This is a genomic window from Desulfamplus magnetovallimortis (genome assembly GCF_900170035.1).
In the GTDB taxonomy this organism is placed as follows: Bacteria; Desulfobacterota; Desulfobacteria; order Desulfobacterales; family Desulfobacteraceae; genus Desulfamplus; species Desulfamplus magnetovallimortis.
Genome location: NZ_LT828540.1, coordinates 538,069 through 551,461, shown reverse-complemented (window position 1 = coordinate 551,461; position 13,393 = coordinate 538,069). Strand labels below are relative to the sequence as shown.

Annotated in this window: 8 protein-coding genes and 1 pseudogene; all 9 read left to right on the top strand. The window is 40.0% G+C overall.

Going from position 1 to position 13,393, the window contains the following annotated elements; all coding sequences use genetic code 11:
* Positions 1-74 precede the first annotated feature (74 nt).
* Positions 75-4,193, top strand: a complete 4,119-nt coding sequence (locus MTBBW1_RS02300) for a type VI secretion protein IcmF/TssM N-terminal domain-containing protein (protein WP_080798585.1) — start codon at positions 75-77, stop codon at positions 4,191-4,193.
* A 134-nt stretch (positions 4,194-4,327) separates the two neighbouring features.
* Entirely contained in the window at positions 4,328-6,172 is a 1,845-nt protein-coding gene (locus MTBBW1_RS02295; RefSeq protein WP_080798583.1) for a TssA family type VI secretion system protein, read from the top strand.
* A gap of 188 nt (positions 6,173-6,360) precedes the next feature.
* On the top strand, positions 6,361-6,846 hold the full coding sequence (gene tssB / locus MTBBW1_RS02290; RefSeq protein ID WP_080798580.1) for a type VI secretion system contractile sheath small subunit: 486 nt from the start codon (positions 6,361-6,363) through the stop codon (positions 6,844-6,846).
* A gap of 12 nt (positions 6,847-6,858) precedes the next feature.
* On the top strand, positions 6,859-8,346 hold the full coding sequence (gene tssC / locus MTBBW1_RS02285; protein WP_080798577.1) for a type VI secretion system contractile sheath large subunit: 1,488 nt from the start codon (positions 6,859-6,861) through the stop codon (positions 8,344-8,346).
* 354 nt (positions 8,347-8,700) lie between these two features.
* Positions 8,701-9,186: an Hcp family type VI secretion system effector gene (locus tag MTBBW1_RS02280; RefSeq protein WP_080798574.1), complete on the top strand. Its 486-nt coding sequence runs from the start codon at positions 8,701-8,703 to the stop codon at positions 9,184-9,186.
* Between the two features lie 397 nt (positions 9,187-9,583).
* Positions 9,584-9,997 carry a type VI secretion system baseplate subunit TssE gene (gene tssE / locus MTBBW1_RS02275; protein ID WP_080798571.1) on the top strand — a complete coding sequence of 138 codons (414 nt, stop codon included), beginning with the start codon at positions 9,584-9,586 and terminating at the stop codon, positions 9,995-9,997.
* Positions 9,998-10,199: 202 nt separating this feature from the next.
* Positions 10,200-11,377, top strand: a pseudogene (tssF, locus tag MTBBW1_RS29365) (type VI secretion system baseplate subunit TssF).
* Positions 11,374-11,928 (top strand): type VI secretion system baseplate subunit TssF, encoded by a 555-nt coding sequence (locus MTBBW1_RS29920; protein ID WP_080798561.1) that lies wholly within the window; start codon positions 11,374-11,376, stop codon positions 11,926-11,928. Before tssF ends, MTBBW1_RS29920 begins: the two are co-directional and overlap by 4 nt.
* 313 nt (positions 11,929-12,241) lie before the next feature.
* A complete protein-coding gene (tssG, locus tag MTBBW1_RS02255) occupies positions 12,242-13,390 on the top strand; it encodes a type VI secretion system baseplate subunit TssG (protein WP_186441038.1) in 1,149 nt (382 codons plus the stop codon).
* The last annotated feature ends 3 nt before the right edge of the window (positions 13,391-13,393 follow it).

The following is a 13,393-nucleotide window of genomic DNA, read 5'->3' as shown; positions in this document are numbered from 1 at the left end:
AATTCTTTAAATTCCTGTTATTTCTGTTTTTGATCCTCGTTTTTCTGACACTACTCTCCTTTGCGGGTTACTGGATGATCTATATTAAGGGGTGGCAGTGGTGGTTTTTTGCCTGTTTTGCAGGGGGGATTATAGGCATAATTTTTGCTGTTCTTGCCATACGCCGATATCTTGTGAGGCGTAATGAAAAAAAATTTGTTCAGAGGGTTATTCGGGAAGATGCGGAAAAAATACCCCAGGGTCCAGAAGAAGACAGTCAAAAAGAGATGCTTGCCAAATGGAAATATTCCATTGCAAAACTACAGCATTCCCATTTAAGGAGAAAAGGAAATCCTCTTTATGTGCTGCCATGGTTTCTTGTTATGGGAGAGACTGGCTCAGGAAAAACCTCTGCCTTAAAAAATACAAATCTGAGCTCACCGCTTACTGATGTCAGCGAAGATGCAATTCATTCCGGTACAAAAGATTGTGACTGGTGGTTTTTTGACCATTCTGTTGTCCTTGATACAGCAGGCAGATATACTCTTCCTGTGGATGAATCAGTTGACAGGCAAGATTTTGAGGCATTTCTTGTTCTACTTGCAAAATATCGAAAGAAAGAACCTCTCAACGGAGTTGTCGTAACAATTTCAGTTGATTCTCTTCTCAATGATGATGATCTCTATCTGAGTGAAAAAGCTAAAAACATCCGTAAACGTATTAATCAGATAATGCGGGTGATGGGAGTTAAGTTTCCGGTCTATCTTTTAGTGACAAAAATGGATCTTGTAAACGGATTCACTGATTTTTGCGAGCATATTCCTGTGCAGAGAGAAAGTCAGGTAATGGGATACCTCAACGAAAAGGATAATGTAGATGCTCTTGAGATACTTGATTCGTGTATGGCATCTGTATTTAATCAATTAAAAAAGTTGAGAACAATTTTTGTACAGAACAGACTGAACAGCAGCGCCATTTTGTTTCCAACCGAATTCATACGCCTGAAGCAAGGTTTGACATCCTGTGTAAAAGCTCTTTTTGGTGAAGATACCTATCAGGCAACCCCGTTTTTCAGGGGAATATATTTCTCTTCAGCACACCGCACAAAAATCACTTTAGAATACAACAGAGTTGACTCTTCACCACTGCCCAATAATTCTTCAGCAGCCAGCAATATTTTAATAAAAGGCCAGAATACGTCTTCAGCAAATGAAGGTACAGGCAATCGACAAAGTTTTTTTCTCAGGAATTTTTTCCACTTTGTATTACCTTGGGATCGCAATATTTTTACACCCATAACGGAATTTATAATGTGGAGAAAAACCACTGTGGGATTTGGCGTATTCTCCCTTATGGTTATTATTCTGGCCTTTTGTGAACTTCTTACCCTTTCATATTACAATAATGTGAAAGCCCTAAACAGCTTTGACCGGTCTGTTTTTTTAAAGATGGCAGATGTTTCAGATATAAACGATAATCTTCTCGCCCTTGACAGGCAAAGGTTTGAGATAGAGAAACTTGAAGCTGAAAATAAAGAGTTCTTTCTTCCCCGATTAGGCCTTGTCCACTCAAAGCTTTTGGAAAAGAGGCTTAAAGAGCGTTACCTTGAGCAGGTTCAGGAACAACTTGTCAAGCCACTTGATCGCTTCTTTTTTGATGCTGTTGATCAGCTTAATTCAAAAACTTCATATCAGGATGTTGTTAATTATGCCGTTTATGCAGTGGGAAGAATAGCTCTTTTGAAACGCGCTATTGGTGATGCCAAACTCCTGAACGAAAAAATAGATGGTGAAAGGGAATTTGAAAAGAGTATTGAATCTCTTTTTCCATCTTTTGACAACAAAATCAGGGGAACGATTGCCATAAAATTTGCATCTGTTTACAGGGCATATCTTCGCTGGTTTGGCAATGATCAATTTAATAAAAAAGTTTTGCAGGACTTTCAGGCACAGCTTGCTAAAATAGCAGATAGAAGCGGAGGTTTCAGGTGGCTTGTCAGTTCATCTGTCTGTAGTGCATCTGATATAACGATTGCGGATTTTTTCAAAGGTTATGATATACAGCCAAACGAGCTTCGTTTTCGAGTGAAAGGCGCTTTTACAAGTGCCGGAAGAGATGATATACGGGAATTTGTTAAATTGATTAAAAATGCTTTTCCAACACCGGAAGCATTTGTGAAGATGGAAGAATCTTTCTGGGCATGGTACACCACGGAATTTTACAGGGCATGGAATGAGTTTGTTGTACGCTTTCCCAAGGGAAACCAATGGGATAGGGTAACCCGAAACTGGCAGGATGCTGCAAATTTGATGGTAACATCCCATAATCCATATTTTCTCCTTTTGGATGTTATGGCAGATCAGTTTGAGCTTTTGCAGAAAAGTCAGGGAGAGGGCGCCCCTTCACCCTCCACCCAAAGCGATGAAGATGTTAAATTGCCCTGGCAAAACAAAGACAAAGTCCCTGCATGGACAAAAATGGTTATCCGTGTAAAAAAAATCAGGCATCTTGCTGAGACAGAAAAAAAGAAGGAAAGCGGTTCCCTTATGGCCAAGCTCTCCCTTCAAAAGGAGAAGGTCGCCGGTAAGTTACTTGGTGGTAAAGCAAAGAAAGCCTATGAAACCTTTGACAGCATGCAGGCAACCGAAATGGATTTTAACCTTCTGCTTGCCAGAAGCTGGACTGGATACGAAGAAGCACTCAAGCTTCTCTCTTCAGCCACTTCGCACAGGGAAAAATGCTATTATATGGTATCGGATTTTTTTTCAGTACTATCTGATCCTTCCAAAGAGGGCAAAGCATACCAGCAGGTCAATGATGCACTTGTTGATCTTGACACCCTTATAAAACAGAGTGAAGCTTCATCCGAGGTCTATGAACTTATCAAAGGCCCGTTTGATTATTTCAAACACTACGGTATCCATCATAGCATCTATTTTCTTCAGGACAAGTGGGAGGAGATGGTTCTAAGTGCTTCTGAAAATGTTGAGCCTGGAAAATATAACTCAGTAATGTTTGACAGAGCCAATGGTCTTATATGGAAGTTTACCAATGAATATGCCAATCCTTTTCTGGATAGAAACAAAACAGGCTATTTTGCCAGAACAGCATTTGGCATGACTCTGCCTTTTGATAACAGTTTCTTCAGACTGCTTGACAAGGGTGAAGGCTTGATTCTGGATAGGCAGCAGGATTATACCGTCACTATCCAGACCCTACCTGTAAATGTTAACAATGAAGCCATGATAAAGCCCCATTCAAGTAAGCTTGTTCTTGAGTGTGCTGACCAGAAGAGTGAACTTTTAAACAATAATTTTCCTGAAACTAAACTTTTTAAATGGAATCCAGAAACATGCGGAGATGTAACACTTTCCATTCAATTTCGAGATATTGAAGTGGAAAAAACATACACAGGACAACTTGGCTTTGCCGGTTTCCTTCAGGATTTCAAGGATGGGCGAAAAATTTTTAATGTATCAGATTTTCCTGAACAAATGTCATATCTTACAAGCAATGCTGTGTCAGATATCTTTGTTGCATATGACATTAAGGGTATTGAGCCTGTTCTCAGATTTCTGAAAAGAACACCTCCTGCAATCCCTGAAACTATATTTAAAGAGATTAAAAAAAGAAGTGGGAAGTATCCGCCAGTTGCTGTTGTGCCCCAGGAAAGCCATGCAATAAAACCGAAAGTAAACCAAACCTCTGAGCCTTCTGATCCCCTTCAGGAGATGGTAGATAAGAAAAAGAAGTTTAATATTTTTCTGGAAACGCTTCCAATGGAAGTAAATGAAACGGCTGAGATCAAGCCTGTTTCCACCATTTTTTGGATGAACTGTAACAACAATATCGTTCGGGTGGAAAACAACAATTATCCTGTAACCGCAGAGTTTGAATGGGATCCTGCAACATGCGGGAAGTTGATTCTCCTGATTCATTTTCCGGAGATTACCCTTTTTAAAGAATACGATCATTTTCTTGAATTTCTCCAGGAATTCAACTATCATTCACGTACATTTACAAGCGATGATTTCCCTGATCAAAAAGAAGCGCTTTTAAAAAATAGTGTCTCCTCTATAACCATTACATACAATTTTTCGGGAGATCTTCCTCTCAGGGAAGCACAATCAATCCCGTTGTCCAAAGAGAAAACGCTCTCCCCCAATGAAGAAAAAACAACAATCATAAAAGGCAAAGAGGCAATTCCTCTATAGACCTTCACGGGCGAATTCAACGACCAACCCCAATCATAAAAATGATAGTCATTTTCACGTTAAAAAAAGAAAATACTGTAAAAAATATCAATACTGCTAACTGAACGATCAATTTTGTTATCTGGAGTACATATATGGATTTGCCGGATTTAGGAAAACTTCCAATATCAGAGAAAGCACCTTCAGGACAGGATGTCCGGTATGAGCCTGACTTTGATGCCCTTTCCCAGGAAATTTCCAAACTTGGCTCTCCCACAGCCGATTCTCCCACTGACTGGAAAAAGGTAATAAAACTTTCAACATCCATACTCAGCACTCAATCCAAACACCTTCAAGTGGCTACATATTATTGTTATGCCATGATGAAGACAGAAGAAATGGATGGGCTTTTCAAGGGGATACACGTATTGCGGGATCTTCTTGAAAACTTTTGGGATTCCCTGTTCCCGCCGGTGAAACGCATGAAGGGCAGGAGGGGGATTATTGAGTGGTGGGTTGAAAAAACTGGAGATTATCTTTCAAATACCCAAAGCGTTGTCTGGAATAAAGAAAAAAGAGACCAGCTCCTTGATAATATTGGAGCTGTTGATGTTTTTCTTGGGGAGAACATGGAAGATGCTCCGCTTCTTCGTTCCCTTGTTAATCAATTAAAATCCACCATAGAAGTTGAAAAGCTGGAAATACCCGATGAAACACCAACAGGAGCTTCGGATACGACACCATCCATGGAAGAACCCTCATCCTCTTCCGCTACCTCATTAAAACCCTTAGGTGATGCTGAGTCACCATCAAAGCATTTCGCTGGTAGCGATGTCACATCAAAAAGATCAACAGATGTGGAGAGTTCACAAAAAGATCCTGCTGTCAGTAATGACTTGTCAAAAACTGCTGGAAGTACGAATACTTCAGCACAAAAAACAGTCCAGGATATCCAGGGAGAACAACCTTCAGGTTCTGTATCAGCACCCCCACCAATTCAAAAGACGGGTGATACGCTTTCTTCAAATACGCAATCCCAGGCATACAAAGATGCTGAAGTTGTGCTAAAACAGGGAGTTGCACTCCTTGCAAAGGCAGCATCAGCCATGAGGCAACAGAGCCCGTTTGACCCCGTTCCCTACAGACTGAGCAGGATTTCAGCATGGATTCCGGTGGACTCTCTTCCCACTGCAACCGGCGGCAAGACAATGTTGCCACCCCCAGATGAACAAATTATTTCAGTTATAACAAGACTTTACAGCGCCTCTGATTGGCAAAATCTGGTTGATGCCTGTGAATCCAGAGTTCAGCAATATCTTTTTTGGCTGGATTTAAGTCGTTATGTCTTTGAAGCCATGGAAAATCTTGGTTATCAGGATATCTGTGCTTCTGTTGCCACAGAAACAGCCATTTATGCAAAAAGGCTTAAGGGGATAGAAAACCTTTCATTTTCTGATGGTACTCCTTTTGCGGACATTGAAACAAAGGAGTGGCTGAAAAACATCATTTCCGGAAGTAAGGGGTTAGGAATTAGTTCCAAAGCATCAGGGGCACTTGATAGTCTCACTACTCAAACCCATGGAGACGAACAATCCCATGGCTTGCGGGATGGGCGACAGGTGCATCGCATAGCCCTTGAAATATCAGCAGCAGAAAAAATGGTTCTTGAAAACAGGATTGATGAGGCACTCTCGTATATCATGGCATCAAAGGCTGCATCACGTTCAGAGCGGGAGCGTTTTTTGTGGAAACTTGGTTTGTGCAAAATTTTGATCAGTGCAAAACAGATTGTGATAGCATCATCATATGTTGATGATATTTTACAGGGTGTTGAGACGTTCAATTTAAAATCATGGGAACCGGAAATTGCCGTTGATGCCCTCTCCATTGCATTGACCATCCTCAGACTTCAACAAAATGAGGGAAATGAACAGAAGATTGCATCAATAATAAAAGAGATATCCCTGCTTGATCCTATTAAAGCATTGAATATTATATGATTTTTGGCAAATTTTATTTATCGTGTTACAATTTTTAGAAGATAATTATAAATTGATGGTCTCGTAAAAAGCCAGATTTCAGCATTTTTTGAGTTGTAACATGCTGAAATTATTAATAGCAAGTTTACTATTTCGGACTTTTTACAGGTTCATCATAAATTGATTCGTATTAAATTCAGGAGGTAACTATGGCAAAAGAAGCGTCAATTGCACCAAAGGAGCGAGTTAATATTGTTTACAAACCTGCTGTTGGAGATGCAAAGGAAGAGGTTGAACTTCCCTTGAAGGTGCTGGTTATGGGGGATTTTACCATGGAAGCTGATGATACCCCCATTGAGGACAGAGAGGCAGTTAATATTGACAAGGATAATTTTAATGATGCCCTGAAATCCTATAACGTCAAACTGGATGCCATGGTTGAGAACAAGTTGTCTGATGAACCGGATGATGAGATGAGGGTAGAGCTTGATTTCAACTCACTTTCTGATTTCAACCCTGATGCCATTGTTGAAAAGATTCCTGAACTTAAAAAACTTGTGGAGTTGAGAAATGCCTTGAAAGCGGTAAAAGGCCCCCTTGGAAATATTCCCGAGTTCAAAAAGAGACTAAATGAACTGGTGACAGATCCGGGGGCAAAGGAGCGGATTTTGAAAGAGCTTGGAATTGAGGAATAAGGAGGCAACGTAATGGCGGAACAGGAAAAAAGTACAGAACAGGCACAGGCAGCTTCCACCGGAGAAGGTTTATCTCTTCTGGACGAAATTGTCCAGGCAACACGTCTGAAGCCGGAAGATGAAGGATATGCAACCACCCGTCAAGGAGTTCAAGCTTTTATTGATGAGCTTTTAAAACCCGAAAGGGAGGGGATCAAGATAAGCAAGGATATCATTGATGAGATGATATCAACAATTGATTCAAAACTCAGTCTTCAGATGAATGCCATTTTACACAACCCTGATTTTCAGAAGCTTGAGTCTTCGTGGCGCTCATTGAAGTATCTTGTGGATCATACGGATTTCAGGGAAAATACCAAAATTGAGATTTTAAATGTTTCAAAACAGGATTTGATGGACGATTTTGAGGATGCTCCTGAAATTACAAAGTCAGGCCTTTATAAACTTGCCTATACTGCTGAGTATGGCCAGTTTGGCGGTCAGCCATATGGGTTGATGGTGGGAAATTATGAGTTTGGCCCGGGTCCCCAGGATATATCTTTGCTTCAAAATCTTGCGAGCGTATCCACAATGTCCCATGCACCTTTTATTGCTGCGGCAGGCTCTGCTTTTTTTGGCCTTGACAGCTTTGAAGGATTACCAAACCTCAAAGATTTAAGTTCAATATTTGAGGGGCCTCAGTATATGAAGTGGCAATCTTTCAGGGAATCTGAAGATGCCAGAAATATTGGACTGACTGTTCCCCACTTTCTGCTCAGGCTACCCTATGGTCAGGATACTGTACCTGCTAAAAAATTTGATTTTACCGAGGATGTTTCCGATGGTAATGATAAATTTCTATGGGGAAATGCAGCATTTGCCTTTGCTTCAAGAATGACTGAAAGCTTTGCAAAATACAGATGGTGCGCCAACATCATAGGTCCCCAGGGTGGCGGTTCTGTGGAGGATATGCCTCTTTATCAATATGAAGCCATGGGCAGCATACAGACAAAAATTCCAACAGAAGTGATGATTTCAGAACGAAGGGAGTTTGAACTTGCAGAAGAGGGCTTCATTGGACTTACCATGAGAAAGGGAAGTGACAATGCTGCATTTTTCTCCGCTAATTCCGTTCAAAAACCCAAAAATTTTGGAAACACGCCAGAGGGTAAAGCCGCAGAACTGAATTACAAACTTGGCACGCAGTTACCCTACAACTTTGTTGTAAGCCGTCTTGCCCATTACATGAAAGTGATTCAAAGGGAAAACATTGGTACATGGAAAGAGCGTGGTGAACTTGAAGATGAGCTGAATAACTGGATCAGGCAATATGTATCTGATCAGGAAAAACCAGGACCTGGTGTTCGCAGCAGAAGGCCTCTGAGAAAGGCCCAGATAAGCGTATCAGATGTTGAAGGAGAACCAGGATGGTACAGGGTATCATTGAAACTTCAACCACATTTCAAGTATATGGGTGCTTCTTTTGAACTATCCCTTGTTGGTAAACTTGACAAATCTTAAACAAACATTGCCACACTATTACACGCTGACAATGTACTATTTTTATGTAATACCAAGGATGCCCGTATAACGTACATGGCGGATGCCCGCCACAATCGAAGAGATGAAAGTCGTTTTAAAAACAGCTATTTATTGAGACTTTCATATAAATCTCCATGTTTGCTGACGCATCACAACGAAACATGAAAGTCGTTGTATATCAGTATGTTACGGGGACTTTCTAATAAACCTACATTTTTGTTGACGCATAACAAAAAAGCATGAAATTCGTTGTATATCAGCATGTTATGGAGACTTTCTAATAAATAATACGGGGGAAAAAGGACAATAACATCAAATTAAGGAGGTCACACCATGGCAATGACATCGTATCTTAAAGTTGAAGGAAATGAACAAGGTCAGATAAAAGGCGATTGCATTCAGCAGGGCAGAGAAGATCTGATACTGGTTTACAGCATTGACCACAAAGTTGAGATTCCAAGGGATACCCACACAGGATTACCAACAGGGCAACGTATTCATAAGCCTTTTCAGGTTATCAAGCATAAGGACAAGGCTTCCCCAGGACTTTTTCAGGCATGCTGTACAGGGGAGCAGATGAAGGTGGAACTTAAGTTTTTCCGCATTAACGATACTGGAAAAGAGGAGCATTACTTTACCATCAAACTGGAAAAGGCCATTATCGTTGAGATGCAGGAGTCTAATCCTTTAACATTCCTTGAAGAGAACAAGCCTTATAAGGATATGGAATCCATACTTTTTACCTATTCAAAGATTATATGGACCTATGAGCCGGATGGTATTGAAACTGAAGATTCATGGGAAACTCCAAATGCCTGATCTTGATTGCGTGGTTTCTTTTATTAAATTGTTCTGCCGTTTGTGATCATACGCAGGGTAGCTTTTTAACGACTGCCCTGCTTACCGCTCACAACTTGTAAGTTTTTACAGTTTAAACTTTACCGTGAAAATGACTATCATTTTTATATTTGGGGGTGATTGATACGCAATCATGCCCGTTTAATACTACTTTGATAGCTTATCTTTTTTTGCTGTCTGAATCAGGATAACCAGGATGAAAAGGATGCTCAGGATAAATAATCCTGCCTTATCTTGTTAATCTTGGACATCCTGATTCAGACAATGTTGACAAGGCTCAAAAGATCATAGGTGTCGGCTTTGAGGAAGTTAACAAAGTAGAATTAAGAAGCAGTAGAATTACTCCAGGACAGATATTATGTATGAACAAACCCTTCTTGAACGGATAGCATCTCTTGAGTCTCGGAAAGATATAGCAGAAGAGACAAGTGCCGAAAAAGAGATAAAATCCGTTATTCTCCACCTTAGAAAACTCCTGAATACTAACAGGGGCAGTGTATTGATTGCCGATGACTACGGTATGCCTGACATCACCCGTTTTATGGGAGGTGGGTTTCTTGAAACAGCAGGAAGAATTGAAAAAGCCATTCATGAAACTGTTGAAAAATATGAAAAACGTCTTTCTGATTTGAAGATAAAAATCGAATCCAGTGAGGAAGATGTTTTAAGTATCCATTTTAGTCTGGAAGGAGTGCTTTCAAGGCAGGAGAATGTGCCTGTTTTTCTGGAATCCTTTTTGCAGCCCAATGGTAGAATAAAAGTAAAAGGGTAAGTATAGGGATTTTCGGCATGCTTCATTTACCGTTTTACACTCTCCAGGGAAGCAACCTTATTTTTAAGGATATTTCTCAAAAAAGTGTAAAGTACTTTTGATGCGATATGAAGGACGCCGGATTTTTCATAAACAAAGTGTAAACTAATTTTGGATGATATGAAAGATGCCGGAAAATTGACGGATTACAAGGGGAATCTTATTGTACAGCAGGTATTACCAGAACGAGCTTGACAAACTGAGAAACCTTGCAAGGGAATTTGCACAGGCTCATCCCGCAGCCGCTCCCATGCTTGCACGGGAATCAGTTGATCCAGATGTTGAACGTCTTCTTGAGGGAACTGCCTTTTTGACAGGCCATATTCAGCAGAAGATTGACGATGATTTTCCTGAAATTATACATGGGCTTATGGATATTTTATATCCACATTACATGAGGCCTGTCCCTGCTATCTCTATTGTCTCTTTTTTTCCAAAGCCATCTTTGATGGAAAGCGTTCATGTCCCTTCAGGAACTTTTCTTGGAACAGAAAAAAAAACGACATTCAGTGTAAATTCAGGACATGCTACGACATTGAAGTGCATCCACTCAAAGTGACCTCTGCAAGAACAACCTCTTCCGGCGACATTTTTAACATATCAATATCATTTTCTCTTTCGAATATTACACTTGATCAGTGGAAACCTAAAAAACTCTCCTTTTTTTTATCAGATTCCTATTCAAAGGCTTCAGAACTTTTTGGGTGCCTGGCAAACTATTTATCCTCAATCAGGATTATTTCAGAAAACCAGGATTTAACCTATTTTGTACCTGAGCAGGATTTTATTTTTCCTGGGTTTGATAAGAAAAATTCACTTTTATCCTATCCTGGCCAGTCGTTTTCTGGCTTTTCACTGTTACAGGAATACTTTATTTTTCTTCAGAAATTTCTTTTTTTTGATATTACAGGTCTTGATAAATGGAAGTACAAAGGTGATGCTACAACCTTTGAGATTCTCTTTGAATTCAATGAGCCACCTTTTGAGATACCCACTGTGACAGCTACTACGTTTTCCCTTTTTTCAGTACCGGTTGTAAATCTTTTTCCACATGATGCAGAGCCTTCTCTTCTGGATCACACCCGTGAACGGATAAGGGTCAGGCCATCATCAAAAACCGGTAAAGGTTATCAAATTTACAGTGTTGACAAGGTTGTCGGGTTTATTCAGGGAAGTGTTACTCCAGTTGAATATGCACCCATGGATCACTTTTCAGCGGACGGAGAAGAGCGTTCGTTTTACAATGCAACGAGAGCTATTTCGCCAATAACAAATGCCCAGGAAGTCCATATTCATTTCCTTTATTCAAAAAAAGAACAAATTTTTCAAGGGAAACCTTGAGCATTGAGCTTACCTGCACAAATGGAGCAGAACCGGATCATATAATGCCTGGGGATATTTGCCACCCCACATTTAATTCTCCGGAACTTCTTGATTTCAGTAACATTACACCTCCCACATCAAGTGTTGATCCTCCACTGGAAGGGGTAACACTTTGGAGGATGCTCTCTCACATAACACTTAACATTCTCTCCCTTGCAGATGCCGAAAGTTTAAAAAATATTCTTCGGCTCTATGTTTTTCCCGACAGCAGGGACAAAGGTAATGTTGCAGCCAATCTCAAACGTATAGAGGGGATAGTTGATTTGAAAATTCAACCCGAGGACAGGCTTATAAAAGGAATGGCTGTAAGGGGGCAGAAAATTGAAATGACAGTGAGCAGAGACCATTTTGTCTCTATGGGGGATGTTTTGCTTTTTGGTGCTGTTATGGATGAATTTTTCAGCAGATATAACACTATCAATACTTTTACACGATTTGTGATCACAGAAACACTTTCAGGAGAGTCATTTTCATGGCAGACAAGGGTTGGTAAAACTATTTTGAAGTAGCATAATCAATAGTTACACGCACCATTTAGGAATGAGTACGAAATAACTTTCCCATTTTGGCATGCTTCATTTTTCAGTTTACACTTTCAGGAGAGGGATGCCCCCATTTTGATTTAAACGAAGCGGCGGGGAAACCACGCTCAAGGGTTTAAATGGGCATGTTATTGCAAACCCATTCCTTAAAAAGGGCGTCCTTCATATCGCATCAAAAGTACTTTACACTTTTTTGAGAAATATCCTTAAAAATAAGGTTGCTTCCCTGGAGAGTGTAAAACGGTAAATGAAGCATGCCTTAAAAAGGAAAATTTTCATAATGGCTCCATCAAATTGTGATGAGATAATTGAGAAGCTAATTGAAAAATGCGGCACATTCTCTTTTATTCAGGCGGTTCGTCTTTTAATTCGTTATATATTAGTTGAAAAGGATTATACAAGTTCAGATGGAAACAGGTTTGGAAACGTAAAAAAACTGCCTGCTGGAGAAGGATTTGACACCAAAGATGGAATTAGTCATGGAAATGACTTTTTATTAAATTATGAACCTTCAGAAGATAATCTAATATCTGACAGAGACACTGTTCTTGAGAACTATATCCGTATCCGTCCCGAACTCTCCCTCAGATTTCCAGGAACAGATATAACGCATGTGGAGAGAGTAAACAGCGGTAAAAGTGACTTCAAATATATTGTTACGGCAACATTTTTAGGGATTTACGGTGTCTATTCCCCGCTTCCTACTTTTTATACAGAAGATCTGATAGAGGAATTTAATGATGAAGGCAGTATAAAACGTGATTTTCTTGACATCATCAATTACAGTCTCTATCCACTGTTGTTTAAAATCTGGAGTAAATATAATCTTTTATACCAGGTATGTGAAGCCCGAGATAATGATACAGTTGAGATGCTTTATGCTTTGCTTGGGCTTGAAAATCCGGAATTAAGAAAAAAGATATTAAACCACCAACATTATCTTAAATATACTGGACTTCTACTCCAGTTTCCCCGATCAGCCGAGGGGCTTGAGACCCTCATTTCAGATTTTTTTAACCTAAGGGGACAGGTCTGCATAAATCAGTGTGTTTTGAGAAAAGTTACCGTACCGGATGACCAGCTTGCCCTGATTGGCAAGAGTCATTGCATGCTTGGAGAGAATTGTGTTATTGGCAGGGAATTAACAGATATTTCTGGCAAATATCAGATTGTTATCATGGGGGCAAATGAAACAACACTTCATGAGTTTCTTCCTGGACGGAAGAAATTTGAAGCCTTGCAACACCTTGTAAAATTTTATGTCAACCAGCCGCTGGAGTGGGAACTTGAAATTGAGTTGCCAGGAAAGGAAATAGCTTCAACTGCTCCAGGTAATCAAAAATGGTCAAATCTTGGATGGAATACATGGCTGTTTTCTGAAAAGCAGTGTCCGGAAATTGTTAAAACAGTTTTGAAACATGACTATTAATTT